Genomic DNA, 16,387 nt, shown 5'->3' with positions numbered 1-16,387 from the left:
AAAAATCCGCATCCCGTTGGGGATGCGGATTTCATTAAATCAGAGAGTATTGCTAGGTACGCACTTTACGGTAGATCCACAGCACCACAATGGCACCAATCACCGCCACCACGAAGCTGCCAAAGTTGAAACCGTCAACCTTGCCGAAGCCAAACAGGGTACTGATCCAGCCGCCAACCACCGCGCCGACAATCCCTAAAACCACAGTGATGATGAATCCGCCGCCATCTTTACCTGGCATGATCCATTTAGCGATGATCCCGGCAATCAAACCAAAAATAATCCATGAAAGAATACCCATTTACTGCTCCTTACGTTATGAATCAAGGTGTTCACTGCGATTAGTATAGCCGGATATTTTTAATCTGCTTGATGAACATCACAGTAAATAGATAGTTAGCAGGCTAAAGCTTTTTGTCAGAACGTCGATAACAATTCGATAGCCGTGTCACCCGTGATAATAACAATCGGATAAGTGGAGCAGGATGTGAAAGACGCCGATAACGAACAATATCTCAAACGAGGCACCCTTGCTGTTTTAAACGTAATGAAGGATTTGTTGCGTTTCCAGACCCCATTAATGGTCAGTTTTTCGCGCGGTCAATTTATCAGCCGCATGCTGGATGCCGATGAAGATCGCGTGATCTTCGACCTCGGCAGTAATGCACTGGATAACGATTTAGCGCTGCAGGGCGGTGAAGTGAATATCGCGGCAGAAACCCAGGGTGCCAAAGTGGAGTTTGGCTTGATCAAACTGGAGCGCACCGAGTTTGAGGGCTTACCGGCGTTTACTGCCCCGCTGCCTGAGCTGCTGTGGCAGATTCAGCGTCGTGAGTTTTTCCGTGTTTCAGCTCCGATGGAACCGGTGTTTTACTGCCATACGCAGTGGCCGGATGGCAGTAAAGCGCGCTTCCGTTTACAAGATCTCTCTCTCGGTGGCGCAGGTGTCTTGCTGGACGAAAGCTTGCCAGAGGGTCTGAACCGCGGTGATACCTTTAAAAACCTGCGCGTGGAGTTGGGCGAATACGGTCATTTTGAGGTCACGGCACAGCTGCTGAATATTGGCGAGCGCAGCACCGTCACCAGCAAGAATGAAACCCGCACAACCCCTCGTCTCAGCTTCCGTTTTACCGCCATTGAGCCCGTACAGGAACGCCAGCTACAGCAAGTGATCTTTGCGCTGGAACGTCTGGCCCGCGACAAAGCGAATCGCTTCCAGTAAATCCCTGCTGGCGCCACAAAAGGCGCCCGCCAGGCTATCCTTTCCTTGCTTTCACTTTTTATCGCCTCCCAGCAAGGAGAATCTCCCCAATGGAAAACTGGCTTTCTGCCCATCGTTTACAACTCATTTTTCTCAATCAAACCTTCTGGATAAACAGCGCCATCATCGTCTTCGGTACCTTGATGATGTATTGGCTATTACGCACCCTCATCCGCTTTGTATCTAACCGTATTGCGCACTACAGCGAGCAGCGGAATCACCGCGTCACCACACTGTTGGTGGAAATTCTGCGCAGTACCAGCCAGCCTTTGCTGCTGATTTTCTCATTACTGATTGCACTGAGGTTTGTCGACCTACCCGCCAGCTGGAGCGTGACGATTGCACACGGCTGGTTCCTGGCCTTTATTCTGCAAATGACCATGTGGATTGACTGTGGCATCCGGCTCTGGCTACAGAGTTTGCTGCGTGATCCATTGCACGTGCGCAATCCGGTGACCACGGTGATCCTCGGCATTCTGCTGCGGGTGGTGGTGTGGGTGATGATGATGTTGGCAATCCTGTCCAACATGGGCATCAATATTACCGCACTGGTTGCCAGCCTCGGCGTCGGCGGCATTGCGATCGCCCTGGCGATTCAGACGGTGTTGAGTGACGTGTTTGCCTCGCTGGCCATTGGTTTTGACAAGCCCTTTGAGCATGGCGATTTTATTGTGTTTGGCGATGTGGCGGGATCAATCGAACACATTGGTCTGAAAACCACCCGGCTGCGCAGCCTGAGCGGGGAACAGATCGTTTGCTCGAACACCATTTTGCTGCAGCAGACCATCCACAATTACAAACGGATGCAGCAGCGTCGCATCGTGTTTAAGTTCGGCATTAATTACGGTACGCCTGCTGAGAAAGTGCGACAAATTGGTAGCATGGTGAAGGAGATCATTCAGGATGTGCCGGATACTCGTTTTGACCGCGCACATTTCCTCGCTTTTGATGAGTCGCAGCTGACATTTGAAGTGGTCTACTTCGTGCTCAGTGCCGAGTACAACAAGTATATGGACATCCAGCAGGAAATTAACCTCCAGCTGATGGCGCAACTGGAGCAGAAGCAGATTCGTTTTGCTTTCCCAATGCGTCGTGTCGAGTTTACGGGGGGTGTATTACCACGGATTAATCTCAGCGATGCCTCCAATGAATCCTCACCCCAGACGGCACAACGTTAGTGAGCGATGTTCAGGCGGTTACCCCGCCTGAACGCTAATGCGGTTGATAACGACAACGCGCCACCGCTTCCAGCCAGCCGCGATAATTCTCTTGCATAATGGTCGCGCGATCGCTGCGCGGCTCAATCACGCTGCCCCCCTGCAACGCCTGCATATCACTGCCCTGCTGCCACCAACCTAATGAACGCCCCGCCAGCAGCGCGGCACCCAGGGCGGAGACTTCAGCGGTAGGGGCACGTTTCAGCGGCCGCTGCAACACGTCTGCCTGCAACTGCATCAGCCAACTGTTTTCGGTTGCCGTGCCATCCACACAGAGCGCGGGTAACTGCACACCACTGGCCTGCTCCATAGCGAAGAACACATCGGCAATCTGGAAGGTGATTGATTCCAGCGCCACGCGCGCCAGCACCTCTGGCGTGGCGGCATCGGTAAGGCCACATACCATGCCGCGCGCCTTCAAATCCCACCAGGGCGCGCCCAGGCCTGACAATGCAGGCACGAAATAGATGCCCTGATTATGCTCGCTGCGTTGCGCCATCGCCGTCAGTTCACGCGGATCGCTGATGCCCAGCATGCGTCCCAGCCAGGCCGCGCCCGAACCGGTATGGGTGATGTTACCTTCAAAGGCAAATCGCAGCGTCCCATCGTGCCACGCCACCGTGGTGCTGAGGCCGTTCTCGGTCAGCAAAGGGGTGGCCATTGACATCATCAGCGATGAACCGGTGCCGTAAGTGGCTTTCACCACTTCTTCGCCTGCACTGCGTTGCGCCTGCAGTGCCGCATGGGAATCGCCAATGCGCGACAAAATGGGCGTACCCGCTTTCAGTCCGGCGATGTCCTGTACCGTGACAACACCCTGCGCACTGGCGGAGGGCACAATATGTGGCAGTGCCGCACGCGGGATATGGAATAACGCCAGCAGTTCGTCATCCCAGTCGCCGCTGTGCAAATTGTAGAGTTGGGTGCGGGCCGCATTAGCGTGATCGGTGACAAAACTTTCGCCGCCGCTTAATTGCCAGCTGAGCCAGCAATCCACTGTGCCGATGCAGAGTTCACCGGCTTGTGCACGCGCCAGTCCATCTGGAATCGTCGCCAGCATCCCGGTGAGTTTGCCTGCGGGAAACATGGGATCGACCGCCAGGCCCGTTAAGCCGGTGATGCGTGGCGCTTTGCCCGCCATGCGTAAATCGCGACAAAAGGCTTCCGAGCGACGATCCTGCCAGCTCACCAGCGGCGTCAGCGGTTGCCCGTCGCGGCGCTGCCAGATCAGCACCGACTCGCGCTGGTTGCTGATCGCGACGGCGGCCACCTCTGCCCCGCCGCACTGCGCCAGACAGCTTTCAATCGCCTGTTTCACCGCCTGCCAGATCGCCAGCGGATGCTGCTCGGCCAATCCCGGCTGGGGATGGGCTAGCGTCAGAGGCTGGCTGCCGCGCGCCACCACGTTGCCTGCGCGGTCCACCGCTATGGCTTTCGCGTTAGTGGTACCCTCATCAATTGCCAGTATTAATGGACCCGCCATGTTTACGCTCCTGCACACATGCGCACTGCACTCTTCACCACGCTGGCGGCGTCAATACCATGATGCGCGCGCGTGGAGGCACGATCGCCAGCAATCGCGTATTGACCATCGGGGATGCCCAGACGTAACAGCGGAATTCCGCAGCCGCCTTCAGCCAGCACTTCGGCCACCAGACTGCCGACGCCGCCGTTAACATTGTGCTCCTCTACGGTGATCACCGCCGGATAATGCTTTAACAGCTCTTGCAGCCGTTGGGTATCGCAGGGACGAATTGATGGAATGGCGATCACACCTGCGCTGATTCCCTGTTCCTGTAATTGCTCGGCCGCACTCACCGCCTCATGCACGGTGGAACCCATCGCCACCAGCACGATGTCGTTGCCTTCACGCAACACGTCGATTTGGCCCGGACGGAACTGGTAGTTTTCATCGTGCAGCTGAGGCAGGTCCTTGCCATCCAGACGGATGTAAACCGGCCCCACATGCGCAAGGGCATAATCGATGATCTGGCGGCACTCCAGCGGGCAGGATGGCGCGTAAATCTCGATATTGCCGAAGCCACGCATCACCGCAATATCATCAATGCTGTGGTGGGTGCTGGCCAGCGGGCCGTAACTGGCACCGGCATTCAGGCCAAACAGTTTGACGTTGGTATTGTTGTAACAGACGTCCACTTTTACCTGCTCGTTGGCGCGCGAAATCAGGAACGGAGCTGCATTACAGGTCACCGCCACTTTTCCACCGATTGCCAGACCGGCCGCCGTGCCCACCAGGGTTTGTTCCGCAATGCCAACGTTCACCAACCGATCGGGAAACGCCTTAATGAAAGGCGATATTTTTGCCGTTGAGGTGGAATCTGCCACCACCGGCACCAAATCCACACCGCGATTTACCGCGTCAATAAAGGCTTCCACCATCACCGTGGCCAGGTGTTTTGCATTACTCATCTTTTAATTCCTCCAGTGCCAGTTCGATCTCTTCCCCTTTCGGCACACGGTGATGCCACTCTGGTTTGCCCTGAATAAAGGAGATGCCAAAGCCTTTCTCGGTATGCGCCACAATCACCTGCGGTTTGCCGTTACGTGGCAGGTTTTCAATGGTTTCCACCACGGAAGCCATGTCATTACCGTTGCATTCAGTGACCTCCAGACCGAAGGCTCGCCATTTATCCGGCAGCGGATCGGTGTTCATAATGTCGCGCGTGTGCCCTGCCAGCTGCAGTTTGTTCTTGTCGTTGATGATCACCAGGTTATCGAGGTTGTAGTGCGCCGCCACCAGCGCGGCCTCCCAGTTACTGCCCTCGGCCAGTTCACCGTCGCCTGTGACCACAAAGATGCGGCGGTCGCTGTTGTCTTTTTTCGCCGCCAGCGCAATACCCACCGCCACCGGTAAGCCGTGGCCCAATGCACCGGTGTTGAGTTCCACGCCCGGCGTTTTCTGCCGCACCGGATGGCCCGGCAAATGTGAATCCGAATGCTGATAAGTGGGCAGCCATTCGGTTGGGAAGTAACCCGCCTCCGCCAGCACACAGTAATAGCCGCCGACCGCATGCCCTTTCGACTGGATGTAAATGTCACGCTGGGGATCGTTAGTGCGATCCGGTGCGCAATTCAGGATGCGGAAATAGAGCGCCGTCAGGATTTCGACCTGAGAGAGATCGGCACCGGTATGTCCACCCGCCGGACTACCGGCATTGAGCTGGATGATGCGGCGACGCACGGCGCGCGCTTTCGCTGCCAGATCCGCCACCGAATATTTGAAAGGATTCATAGACACCTCTGCATTTTAAAGCGTTATTGAATATATATTCAAAGCAGGTAAAAAAATTTACCCGGATTTTTCCCCTGAATAAGCTGAGTTGCGGGAAGGCGGCCAGCTCGTCAATCCCCCAGGAGCTTACTCAGGTCAGTGACTGGGGTGAGCAAGCGCAACCGACGCACCTGCGGCTCGGCTTATGACGGGTAACAATTAACCTTTGGCCTCACCTTCCTGAATCAATGCCTTCTGCGCCACCACGGCGGCCTTTTGCTGCATGCGGCTTTGCATCTGATCGATGATCACTGCCACGATAATCACGATGCCTTTGATCACCATTTGCCAGAACTCGCTGACGCCCATCATGATCAAACCATCCGCGAGGAAACCGATGACAAATGCCCCCACCAGCGTGCCGAGAATGGTGCCGCGCCCGCCAGCCAGTGAAGTACCACCCAGCACGACCGCCGCAATCGCATTCATCTCGAATGAGGTGCCGTTCGCCGGATGGCTGGCCACCAGCTGCGAGGAGACCACAATGCCGGCAATCGCCGCACAGAAACCTGAAATGGTGTAAACCCAGATTTTCACCGACTTCACTTTGACGCCCGAGAGTTCCGCTGCACGCTCGTTATCACCAATCGCATACACCTGACGGCCAAACGGCAGGCGACGTGCTACATAGGCAATCACCAGCGCCAGCACCACCATCATCCAGATCGCCCACGGTAAGCCGAGAAAATACCCCGCACCGATTTTGTCGAAACCGGTGTTACCTAGCAGCGGATTGCCCTGCAAGCCGGGGAAGGTTTCGCCGCCGGAGGTCAGCATCGCCGCCCCGCGCAGGATGTACATGGTGCCCAGCGTGCAGATAAACGGGGCCACGTTGTATTTGGTGATGATCCAGCCATTCACCGCGCCAATCAGTCCACCCACCACTAACACCACGGGCACAATCACCCAAACGCTGGGAAAGATGGCGATGCCAAACATCGGCAACACAATGCCTTTGGTAATCAACCAGCCGGCAATCATGCCGCACAAGCCCAGCGTGGCACCGATGGAGAGATCAATACCCGCAGTGATAATCACAAAGGTGATGCCGAGCGCCAGAAACGCATTGATGGCGATGTGTTTGACCATGATCACCATGCTACCCACGGCGAGGAAATCCGGCACGGTGATGGCAAAGAAGCCGACGATGAGGAACAACGCGATAAAGGTGCGCAGTTTTAACAGCAGCAGAATCATGCCTTCACGCGAGTTGAAAACCTTACCTGGCGAAGCGAGCGCCATTGCGCCATTGTTTTTCATGCTCAGAACCCCTGTGCACTTGCTTTAACCAGCGCCGCCTCTTCCGCTTCCGCGCGCGGCAGGTCAGCTGTCAACTTGCCGCCAGACATCACAAGAATGCGATCGGCGACGGCCATAATTTCTTTTAAATCGGAGGTGGAGAACACCACGGCAATGCCCTGCTCTGACAGTTTCACCATCATGCGAAACACTTCCGCTTTGGCACCCACATCAATGCCCCGGCTCGGCTCATCCAGCAGCAGTAAACGTGGATTGGTGAGCAATGAACGGCCAATCACCACTTTCTGCTGGTTGCCGCCACTCAGCGCACTGATCGCCACGTCGGGTGACGATATTTTGATGGCCAGATTGCCTACTGTACTGTTTACCGCTTCGCGTTCAGCTTGTTCGGCGATCACGGTGCGATGCGATAAACGTCGCCACAGGCTGGCAATGGTGAGATTGCTGGCCACAGAGGAGACCGGGAAAATACCGGCCCGTTTGCGATCTTCCGGCACCAGGCTCATGCCCATACGAATACGTTCGGCCGTTGGCAAGCGTGTGGGTAACGGTTTGCTGTCCAGCCAAAGTTTGCCGAGATAGTTGCGCTGGCTGCCGAGCAGGCACTCAAACAACTCGGTGCGCCCCGCGCCCATCAGGCCATAAATGCCGACGATCTCCCCGGCGCGCACATTGAAACTGACATCGTCCACCAGTGTATTGCCATGGGCACTGACACAGGTGATGTGCTCGGCTTCCAGCACCGCCGCCCCGAACTGACGATTAGGCGGCAGAAAGTTACTCACCGGTTCGCTGCCGAGCATTTCACGCACGATCCACGGCACATCGATGTCGCTGACCTTCGCTTCCGCCTGAAAGCGACCGTCGCGCAGGATGGTGATCACATCGCCAATCGCCATCAGCTCTTCCAGCCGATGTGAGATATAAATGATGGAAACCCCCTGCCGCGTCAGTTCGCGGATCACCCGGAACAGGATCTCCACTTCGGTTTTGCTCAACGCCGAGGTCGGCTCATCCAGAATTAAGATGTCGGCGTTTTCTGCCAGCGCTTTGGCAATTTCCACCAACTGCTGCTGACCCACTTTCAGGTTGCCGACCATCTCGTCCGGTGAAATTGGCTGGTCGAGACGTTGCAATAACGCAGCCGTGCGTCGCTTCTGTTCTGCTTCGTTAATCGGGCTGATGCCGCGCTGGATTTCCCGTCCCAGAAAGATGTTCTCCGCCACGCTGAGGTTTTCGAACAGGTTGAGTTCCTGATGCACCATGCCGATACCGTGGCGGGCGGCGTCTCGCGTACTGCTCAACACCACTTTTTCGCCGTTAAGGAACATTTCGCCGCTGGTGGGCTGCTGCACCCCGGCGAGGATCTTCATCAGCGTGGATTTACCTGCCCCATTTTCACCGATGATGACGTTCACTTTGCCGCGCCACACGCGATAATCGACACGGTCCAGCGCCAGGGTGCCCGGAAACAACATCGACATCTGTTTGGCCTGCAGGATGATTTCATCGCTCATCATGGATTCCCTTGCTGCAACTGAATCGCCACCACGTCATTCACCTGATTCGGCTCCATACTGACGGCTAACAGCGCCTGCACCGGTTTGCCGACCCAACTGGCATCCACCGGCGGTAGCTGCTGAACGGCATGACGATTCAACGCTTTAGTCAGCTGTGCGTATTGCACCTGATTGGTGAACTCTTCAAAGCGATAGCCCGCCGCATCACGAATTGCATTACTGCGCAGTACCGGCCCAATCAACACCTTGACCGGTTTGCCATTGATGGTGACAGTCAGGCTGCGTTCGCGTTCGTTGCTGTTATCAAAGGCGGTGACGGTTCCTCCGGCACGCACAAACACGCTTTCGCTGCCCCCGGCCTTGACGATATGACTTTTGGTTTCCATATCCGCCCAGCTCAGCGCCTGCTTCTCAGCCGGTTGCTGTACCCGGCTGGCCCAGCTCGATTCGGCGATCTGCTGTGGCGTCTGGTTGCTATAGCCGGGTTTGGCATTCGGATCTTTCGGCATGATGGGATTGCCGTTTGCATCGAGATCCACCACGGTGCAGGCGGTCAATATCAGCGATAAGAGCCCAACCATCAGCCCGGTTGCTGCTTTTCCCTTCATGCCGACCTCCGTCTTATTTCGCCAGGTTGAAGTTTTTCAGCTTCGCGGCGTTACTGTCGTCGATCAGCACGCAATCCATCAGCTGCTTCTCTTCTTTTTGCGCTTTGCCGTTTTTCAGGTAGTAATCCACCTGCTCAACCGCCATTTGTGCCTGATCCCAGCCTGGTTGCAGCACCGTGGCTTTGATGTTGCCTTTATTGATGATGGAATCGCGCGTGTAGTCGCTGCCGTCAAAGCCCACCACAATTACGTTGGTTTTACCGGCGGCTTTCAGCGCGGCTTCTGCCCCCAGCGCCATGGTGTCATTCCCGGAAATCACCCCGACAATGTTGGGATTTTTCTGCAGAATGGTTTCCATGCGGCTAAAGGCTTCGGTCTGGCTCCAGTTGGCACTCTGCTGCGCCACCATCTTCATATCGGGATAGTCATCCAGCACGTCGTGATAGCCCTGTGAGCGCACGCCCGCGTTGGTATCCGACTCTTTGCCCAGCAGCTCAACGTAGTCGCCTTTGCCGTTCAGCAACTTAGCGAACTTCTCTGCGCCCAACTGCGCGCCCTGATAGTTGTTAGAGACAATCTGCGCCACGGCGACGCCGGTTTTGTTGATCTCGCGGTCAATCAGGAAGGTGGGGATTCCGGCATCTTTGGCTTTTTGCACCGGGCCAACGGTGGCGTCAGCACCGGCGTTATCCAGAATGATCGCTTTGGCTTTACGCGCGATGGCGGTTTCGATCAGCTGGTTCTGTTTGTTCACGTCATCATCGTGCGAGGCCACCAGCGTGGTGTAACCGAGCGCTTTGGCTTTCTCTTGCGCGCCATCGGCTTCAGCTTTAAAGAACGGGTTATCGTGAGAAGGCGTGATGATAGCTATCAAGCCTTTTTCTGCCGCCAGCGTTGCCGCTGAAGCTAACATCAGTGAAGCCAGTAGGGTCATTTTGAGGACAGAAGCTTTCATTGATTTTTCTCCGCTTGAATATATATTCAATTGCGATTTTATATGCATAATGACTATGCGCTGGCTTCCTGAACTCGTCCATCGCGCGATCCTGAAAAAGCGAAAACGATCACAAAATGTTCTGCGTTGTTATTTATGACAGCCTGATTAACAATACCAGGCAGGTTAAGAGAGAGAAAAACCATGGCAAAACAGGACGAACAGCGGCTGATGGTAAAAATCGCCACGCTTTATTATGTGGAAGGCATGAAGCAGTCCGATATTGCGCAACTGCTGAAGCTGTCGCAATCCTTTGTGTCACGCATCCTCAATCGCAGCGTGAAAGAAGGCGTAGTGAAAATCAGCGTGGTGCCACCCGCCAATGTCTATCCCGAACTGGAGAAGGCGATTGAGCAGCAGTATCAGCTACCACAGGTGATTGTGGTCGATGTGCCGGATCAGGCTTCCGCGCTGCAAATTAAACAGGCGATTGGCTCAGCAGCGGCGCACTATCTGGAAACCCGCCTGCGCGCCGATGAACTGATCGGCATTTCATCATGGAGTGGCACCATTCGCGCGATGGTGGACGCGTTGCATCCGCTGAGTGCGCCCTGCAAAGGCGTGATCCAGCTGCTTGGTGGGGTGGGTGCGAACGGCAACGTGCAGGCCACCATCCTGACGCAGAATCTTGCGGCGCTACTGGATTGTCCGGCCTGGTTGCTGCCGTCGCAGTCGATTGAGCATTCAGTGCAGGATCGTCAACGCTTATCAGTAAACCCAGACGTGGCCGTGGTGCTGGAAAAGTTTGATCAAGTGGATCTGGCGATTGTCGGCATTGGCGATCTTGAGCCCTCCGCGCTGCTACGCAATTCCGGCAACTACTATGACGGCGAGATGCTGCGCACGCTGGCCGAGCGCGGTGCGGTGGGCGATATCTGTTTGCATTATTTTGATACTGACGGAAAACCGGTGTTGAACGCCGAGGAAGATCCGGTGATTGGCATGGAGCTGGCGCAGGTTAAACAGTGTGCGCAAGTGGTGGCACTGGCGGGCGGCAAAGAGAAAGCCCAGGCGATTCGCGGAGCGTTGCGCGGTGGATATGTGAAAGTGCTGATTGTGGATTATCCCACCGCACGATTGCTGATGGAATGACCGATTTAACAGGTTGCTTTAAGGCGCGGCCCTGACGAGCCGCGCTTCGCAAAGCCGACTTATCCGATGGTTCGGTAGGCCGTTGTGACCTTCCACAAATAACGTGGTGCCTGTGCCGCCGGATGTTTATCCTGCACATGCTGATAGAATTCGTCCGGCGTCATCGAGTTGATCATCGCAATCGCCCGATCGCGATTCCGTGAGAAGGTGCGCAGCAACGCACCGGCACCGTTGGCGTAAGAAACGATGGTGGCATAACGCAGCGTGAGTGGATTTCGAATACCGGCCAACTCAGAATCCTGCAGCAGCTTGAGATATGCCGCACCGATATCGATATTTCTCGCTGGATCGCGCAATTCCGAAGACGTCGGCTGACCGTGACGTCCCTGAGTGCGATACACCGCACGCCCCGCCGTTGAGGCTTTAATCTGCATCAACCCTACCGCGTTTGAACGGCTGGTAACGGTGGGATTGCCCCCGGATTCGACACTAATAATGGCGCTGATTAACTTCTCATCAACGCCATAATGACTGGCGGCATCTTCGGTAAACATTGACCATGCATCATTCACTTTCGACGGTGGTGCCTGGGTTAATGGCGTATTTTTCTCTGGCACGACCGTTTTTTCTGGCTCACTGGCACAGCCCGCGAGCAACAGCGCAGATAGCATAAGTAGTCGAATTTTCACTGATTTTTGGTTCCGCAATAGAGTTGGCGCAAGCTATCATACCTGGCGCAGCGCAATGCAAAATTACCGTTTATCCTAAATACGTAAAAAACCTTGTGCTGCCGTGACATCGGTAACGGATTTCGCCATCATCGGCAGGCCACTTTAAATCAGGATGAACGCTATGCTTTCCCCCCGATCTATTCGTCTAATCGCCCCCTCCGGCTATTGCCATAATCAGGATGCGGCCCAACGTGCAGTGAGTCGTTTACAGGCTCAGGGACATCAGTTGGACAACTTATCAGCGATTACACGCCGCTTCCAGCGTTTTGCGGGCGAAGACGGGGAACGGTTGAATGATGTGAATCAGCTGGCAGCACTGAGCACGCTGCCCGATATTGTGCTGGCGGTGCGCGGTGGGTACGGTGCCTCGCGTTTGCTGGATCAGATTGATTATGTCGCTCTGCAGCGCCGGCTGCTCAATCAACCTATCGCGCTTTGTGGACACAGTGATTTCACCGCGATTCAACTGGCGTTACTGGCGCAAACCGGGCTGGTGACCTTCAGCGGCCCGATGCTGGCCGGCAACTTCGGCGCAGAGGCATTATCCGAATTTACCCTGTCACACTTTTGGCAGGCGCTCTCTTCTCCTACAGTCAATATAGGCTGGCAGACCCACAGCCCGGATGCGGGACGCTGGCAAGGGACCTTGTGGGGTGGCAATCTGGCGATGATCTGCTCCCTGATCGGCACACCCTGGATGCCACAAATTGAAAACGGCATTTTGGTGATCGAGGATGTGAATGAGCATCCTTTCCGCATAGAGCGTATGCTGATTCAACTGCAACAGAGCGGCATTCTGGCGCGCCAGCGGGCGATCATCACCGGCAGTTTCACCAGCACGTCACTGTCGGCTTATGACAATGGTTTCGATTTTGCCAGCGTATGGCAACGCATCCGCGATGAATATCAGCTACCGGTGATCAGCGAACTGGCGTTTGGCCACGATGCCGACACCGTCACGCTGCCGCTGGGTGCCAGCGCCACCTTACAGCTTGAACAGGGCGAAGCACAGCTTGCCTTCACCGGCCACCCGACATTGCGCTAACGTTTTGCCGCAGGAGACCGACATTGAAGCCACTGTACGAAGATTTGTGGATCTCCACCCCGGAATTTCCCGCCGAAGAGACGGCGCAAGATTTAATGATGCATGGCTTTATGCTGCGCCATCCGCGCGGCAATCTGGTCATCGGCCGTGTCGAGCATCCGCTCGATCATGAGTTTCTCAATGATGCGGGCGGGGTGATTCGCCATTACCTCACCCACTGGCATGAAGCCGCGCCCGGCGCCGTGGCGATCCAGCAGCGTTTTAACAGTGCGCTCTACTGTCACAGCCGTTCACTGGGGCCGGTCAGTCTGATTGTCGAACCTGATGAGACCTTCATTCAGCAGGAAAGCCACTTTGGTGATTTCCATCTGCTGCCCACACCCGGCCACACGCCGGGCAGCTGCAGTTACCTTTATCACTCCCCGCTGGGCCAGACCTATCTGTTTGTTGGCGATACCTTAACCTGTGACTACAACCGCTGGATCAGCGTGTTGGTACCGGAGAGTAATCCGCTGGAGTTACAGCAATCACTGGAGCTGTACCGCGCGCTGCGCCCGGATGTCGTGCTGATGAGTACCACGCGTGGTCACTTATCATGGGCCAAAGTCGATTTGCAGAGTTGGCTGGCGGCGATTGATGAGGCAGAGCAATCGCCGCTGGATTTACGCCAGCAGCCACTGATCTAGTTACAGCGATTTACTGAGGTAATGACGCTGATGCAGACGCGGATAATTATCGAGGCTAAATCGTAAGGTGTAGCCCATCTTTTCATAGAACGGGCGCGCCTGGAAACTGGCCGTATCAACCTGCGCATAAAGGCAACCACGGGCGCGGGCTTCTGTTTCGGCGGCCTGAATCAACTGTGTGCCAGCGCCCTGCCCACGTAACGCATCGCCGACCCATAGCAGGTCGATGCGCAGCCAGTTACCAAAGGTGGAACCGGTCAACCCGGCCAGCTTGCGGCCAGAAGCATCCTTAATGAAGACGCCAATCGCCTGCATCTCACTGGGATCGATAAAGCGGCTGTTATATTCGGTGAGGCCAAGACGGACGTCATCCAGATCTTGTGCGGTGACGGTGTCGGTTACGCTTAATTGCATCGTCTTCTCCTTTGACTGGCAACTATGAATTGGGGCGCTGGCTATCGTCGTAACGTTCCAGCGAAAGAATTTCCGCATCGCGTTTTTCGGTGCGATTGCAGGGGATGAGTTTATCGCTATCGGCATAGACAAAGAACGTATCGTCATTGTTTTTGTTCACAATCAGCTGATCGCCATTACGAAAACGCGTGATCGCCACTTTATCACCGCCTTGCAAACGCGTGCGCTGTTGCCCTGCTGCAATTTGAAAATGACGTGTTGGCCACATCAGCGTACTTAAACCGTATTCCGCACGCGATACCGTCATGGTCGGGCGCCCCGGACAGGTAATTTGAAATTCGGTTTCGCTCCAGGCCGGCGCGATATGGCACGCCATTAAGCCAACGGCAATAGCTATCGCCTTCATTGGATCTCCGCTGAGGTTAGATGATGATTTCGTTGGGTTTTATGCAGAGAAGCGTAACACAGAAAAAAGCGATAAAACGAATAATGGCCCGTTGAGTACGGGCCTGCAAGGATAGAAGGGTAAAGGAAACGTTAGTTAACCGAGTTCATATCTTTGATTTGATTACGGTTTATCTGCTGTTCTTTACCATCAATATCTTTGTAAGTAATCATGCCGGTATCTTCATCCACTTTAGGTTTACCCTGCACCACAATGGTTTGCCCATCGGTGGTGTGCATGACGTGATCGGATGCGCAGCCCGCCAGCAGTAGGCCGAGGCTAAAAGTACCGATTAAAAGCAATGTCTTTTTCATCTCATCCTCCTTTTGGATTCATTGTCAGGTTTAGCACAGCGCGCAGTAATGTGAACCAGGAGAAAGATTAATCTGTGCAGAACAATCGCTGCGCATCAGCCGATATCGACTGAGCAGCAGCTATATTGCATGGATTTCCATCGCAAACGGATGGGGAAGGAATGACCGAAAGGGATTACTCTGCTGCAACCTGTGCGGCGACTAACATTAACGCCAGACCCGCATCTTCCGGATCGAAGCCTTGCATCACTTCTTGTATGGCCGCTACACAGTTCATTACCTGCTTTTTTTTGTCGGCTTCTAATTTATCAATCGCGTGCTGAAGAATCATTAAACTGGCTTCTTCTTCTTTCATAGATTTGCCCTTGTTTTGCTTACCTGATGCGCAACGCTGGCAAGAATAACGTTTATCTGCTACCAAAGTCACCCCTTTACATTCTTACCGCTTAACGATTAAGCAAATGACAAATGGGAAGCGGTGCAAGACCTGCTATGATCAGCATATCAGTGGGCATTGACGGGCCACTGCAAACAAGGAATCGAACCAGGACAGGATCATGTTGCGAATCACGGTAGTACTCACCCTTTTATTATTGGCTGGTTGCAGCTCCACGCCTAAAGGTGTCGACTGCCCGGGCGAAGTCGCGACTATTTATGGACAATCAATGGGGCAGACGCAGGCGCGCATCTTCGATTTGGTGAATGCCTTTACGGTCACGCGTGATGGCGTGGCGGTGAAAAGTGGCACATTGCACTCCAGCGATCGTTTCCAGTATGTCCCTTCTGCCGTGACGCCTGAGGGCTTCACCGCTCAGCGGCTGTCAGATAAGCAATTCCGTCTGATCAACCCTTATCAGAACACCATGATTACCTGGACGTGCCCTTAAACGTGCTTAGCCGGGAAAGATGGTTTATTGTCAGGTTTCCTCACGCTGCGGACCTGTACTATGGAAAAGAGTCTGGACAATAACGGCTACATCGATTTCCCCTTCCCCGCTTCCACCAACGCGGATGGTTCGGTGAATCCTTGTGGATTTGACCTCACGCTGCAGACCGATCGCATCGACGAAATCTCAGCGGGTAAACATTCCGAAAATTTACGGCGTTTACTGGAAGAGGTGAATTTGCAGGAGGGGGTATTTATGACCTTAGCCTGTGACTGGCAGCAGCGTGATGACGGCGTGTGCGGATTTATCGATGTGGCATTACGCCCGGCGCTATCGAGTGGCAGCAGTGAGGAGACGCAAAGTCTGGATCAGGCATTTGAACTCTATCTGGGCCGACAAGAGAAGCAGCACAACATGCAGAGCGGCACCCTGGTCAATTACGCCCGCGCCGTGCTGGATTGGGGCTGGTCACCTTTGCATCAGCGTCAAATGCGCTATGAGAAAGTCACCATTCGCTATTATTGTCAGCAAGCCGACGATGCCGAGTGGTGTTTCGATCATCTTCGCCATTTTTTGGTGACCTGGTATCCGGCTTATCGCGGCAATCCCTAAGGGCGTCTC

The 16,387-nt window shown here is 54.8% G+C and carries 20 protein-coding genes; 7 read left to right on the top strand and 13 right to left on the bottom strand.

Features of this window, described 5'->3' with window-relative positions; genetic code table 11:
• Positions 1 to 52: 52 nt before the first annotated feature.
• On the bottom strand, positions 53 to 301 hold the full coding sequence (locus CRO33_RS18850) for a GlsB/YeaQ/YmgE family stress response membrane protein (RefSeq protein ID WP_038647498.1): 249 nt from the start codon (positions 299 to 301) through the stop codon (positions 53 to 55).
• 186 nt (positions 302 to 487) lie between these two features.
• On the opposite strand from CRO33_RS18850, the gene CRO33_RS18845 reads away from it, so the two are divergent.
• Together CRO33_RS18845 and CRO33_RS18840 are read left to right on the top strand one after the other, a co-directional pair.
• The gene (locus CRO33_RS18845; RefSeq protein WP_097119207.1) at positions 488 to 1,222 is read left to right on the top strand and encodes a flagellar brake protein; all 735 of its coding nucleotides are present in this window, start codon (positions 488 to 490) and stop codon (positions 1,220 to 1,222) included.
• Positions 1,223 to 1,311: 89 nt separating this feature from the next.
• A complete protein-coding gene (locus CRO33_RS18840; RefSeq protein ID WP_058959679.1) occupies positions 1,312 to 2,439 on the top strand; it encodes a mechanosensitive ion channel family protein in 1,128 nt (375 codons plus the stop codon).
• A 34-nt stretch (positions 2,440 to 2,473) separates the two neighbouring features.
• Here CRO33_RS18840 and CRO33_RS18835 read toward each other — a convergent pair whose 3' ends face one another.
• From CRO33_RS18835 to CRO33_RS18805, 7 genes are all read right to left on the bottom strand, one after another.
• On the bottom strand, positions 2,474 to 3,961 hold the full coding sequence (locus tag CRO33_RS18835; RefSeq protein ID WP_097119206.1) for an FGGY family carbohydrate kinase: 1,488 nt from the start codon (positions 3,959 to 3,961) through the stop codon (positions 2,474 to 2,476).
• A 2-nt stretch (positions 3,962 to 3,963) separates the two neighbouring features.
• Positions 3,964 to 4,908, bottom strand: coding sequence for a transketolase family protein (locus tag CRO33_RS18830; RefSeq protein ID WP_097119205.1), 945 nt, complete (start codon positions 4,906 to 4,908; stop codon positions 3,964 to 3,966).
• The gene (locus CRO33_RS18825; RefSeq protein WP_034821964.1) at positions 4,901 to 5,731 is read right to left on the bottom strand and encodes a transketolase; all 831 of its coding nucleotides are present in this window, start codon (positions 5,729 to 5,731) and stop codon (positions 4,901 to 4,903) included. Before CRO33_RS18825 ends, CRO33_RS18830 begins: the two co-directional genes overlap by 8 nt.
• Before the next feature lie 198 nt (positions 5,732 to 5,929).
• Positions 5,930 to 7,030 carry an ABC transporter permease gene (locus CRO33_RS18820; RefSeq protein WP_034821966.1) on the bottom strand — a complete coding sequence of 367 codons (1,101 nt, stop codon included), beginning with the start codon at positions 7,028 to 7,030 and terminating at the stop codon, positions 5,930 to 5,932.
• A 2-nt stretch (positions 7,031 to 7,032) separates the two neighbouring features.
• Positions 7,033 to 8,547, bottom strand: a complete 1,515-nt coding sequence (locus tag CRO33_RS18815; protein ID WP_097119204.1) for a sugar ABC transporter ATP-binding protein — start codon at positions 8,545 to 8,547, stop codon at positions 7,033 to 7,035.
• Positions 8,547 to 9,158, bottom strand: coding sequence for a DUF2291 family protein (locus CRO33_RS18810; protein ID WP_097119203.1), 612 nt, complete (start codon positions 9,156 to 9,158; stop codon positions 8,547 to 8,549). The genes CRO33_RS18815 and CRO33_RS18810 overlap by 1 nt, the downstream gene beginning before the upstream one ends.
• A gap of 13 nt (positions 9,159 to 9,171) precedes the next feature.
• Positions 9,172 to 10,113 carry a D-ribose ABC transporter substrate-binding protein gene (locus CRO33_RS18805; RefSeq protein ID WP_034821972.1) on the bottom strand — a complete coding sequence of 314 codons (942 nt, stop codon included), beginning with the start codon at positions 10,111 to 10,113 and terminating at the stop codon, positions 9,172 to 9,174.
• 183 nt (positions 10,114 to 10,296) lie between these two features.
• Here CRO33_RS18805 and CRO33_RS18800 point away from each other — a divergent pair, with 183 nt between their 5' ends.
• Positions 10,297 to 11,244 (top strand): sugar-binding transcriptional regulator, encoded by a 948-nt coding sequence (locus tag CRO33_RS18800; protein WP_097119202.1) that lies wholly within the window; start codon positions 10,297 to 10,299, stop codon positions 11,242 to 11,244.
• A gap of 59 nt (positions 11,245 to 11,303) precedes the next feature.
• On the opposite strand, the gene emtA is transcribed toward CRO33_RS18800, so the two are convergent.
• A complete protein-coding gene (emtA, locus tag CRO33_RS18795) occupies positions 11,304 to 11,933 on the bottom strand; it encodes a membrane-bound lytic murein transglycosylase EmtA (protein ID WP_075564066.1) in 630 nt (209 codons plus the stop codon).
• A gap of 163 nt (positions 11,934 to 12,096) precedes the next feature.
• Between emtA and ldcA the strand changes: the two genes are divergently transcribed.
• Positions 12,097 to 13,020: a muramoyltetrapeptide carboxypeptidase gene (gene ldcA, locus CRO33_RS18790; RefSeq protein WP_097119201.1), complete on the top strand. Its 924-nt coding sequence runs from the start codon at positions 12,097 to 12,099 to the stop codon at positions 13,018 to 13,020.
• A gap of 23 nt (positions 13,021 to 13,043) precedes the next feature.
• Positions 13,044 to 13,706 carry an MBL fold metallo-hydrolase gene (locus tag CRO33_RS18785; RefSeq protein ID WP_038647517.1) on the top strand — a complete coding sequence of 221 codons (663 nt, stop codon included), beginning with the start codon at positions 13,044 to 13,046 and terminating at the stop codon, positions 13,704 to 13,706.
• On the opposite strand, the gene CRO33_RS18780 is transcribed toward CRO33_RS18785, so the two are convergent.
• The 4 genes from CRO33_RS18780 to CRO33_RS18765 all read right to left on the bottom strand — a co-directional run bounded on the left by CRO33_RS18780 (position 13,707) and on the right by CRO33_RS18765 (position 15,234).
• The gene (locus tag CRO33_RS18780; RefSeq protein WP_045813895.1) at positions 13,707 to 14,120 is read right to left on the bottom strand and encodes a GNAT family N-acetyltransferase; all 414 of its coding nucleotides are present in this window, start codon (positions 14,118 to 14,120) and stop codon (positions 13,707 to 13,709) included. It abuts the gene before it with no gap.
• A gap of 22 nt (positions 14,121 to 14,142) precedes the next feature.
• Complete coding sequence (locus tag CRO33_RS18775; protein WP_034821987.1) at positions 14,143 to 14,526, bottom strand: hypothetical protein; 384 nt, start codon at positions 14,524 to 14,526, stop codon at positions 14,143 to 14,145.
• A gap of 131 nt (positions 14,527 to 14,657) precedes the next feature.
• Positions 14,658 to 14,879: a YgdI/YgdR family lipoprotein gene (locus CRO33_RS18770; RefSeq protein ID WP_058962298.1), complete on the bottom strand. Its 222-nt coding sequence runs from the start codon at positions 14,877 to 14,879 to the stop codon at positions 14,658 to 14,660.
• A gap of 175 nt (positions 14,880 to 15,054) precedes the next feature.
• Positions 15,055 to 15,234, bottom strand: a complete 180-nt coding sequence (locus tag CRO33_RS18765; protein WP_034821992.1) for a hypothetical protein — start codon at positions 15,232 to 15,234, stop codon at positions 15,055 to 15,057.
• 202 nt (positions 15,235 to 15,436) lie between these two features.
• Here CRO33_RS18765 and CRO33_RS18760 point away from each other — a divergent pair, with 202 nt between their 5' ends.
• On the top strand, positions 15,437 to 15,766 hold the full coding sequence (locus CRO33_RS18760; RefSeq protein WP_034821995.1) for a hypothetical protein: 330 nt from the start codon (positions 15,437 to 15,439) through the stop codon (positions 15,764 to 15,766).
• Between the two features lie 60 nt (positions 15,767 to 15,826).
• Positions 15,827 to 16,378 (top strand): hypothetical protein, encoded by a 552-nt coding sequence (locus CRO33_RS18755; protein WP_097119200.1) that lies wholly within the window; start codon positions 15,827 to 15,829, stop codon positions 16,376 to 16,378.
• Positions 16,379 to 16,387 lie beyond the last annotated feature (9 nt).

It is taken from the genome of Pantoea sp. GL120224-02 (assembly GCF_900215395.1).
GTDB classification, from domain to species: Bacteria; Pseudomonadota; Gammaproteobacteria; order Enterobacterales; family Enterobacteriaceae; genus Pantoea; species Pantoea communis.
This window is presented reverse-complemented; position numbering and strand designations above follow the sequence as displayed.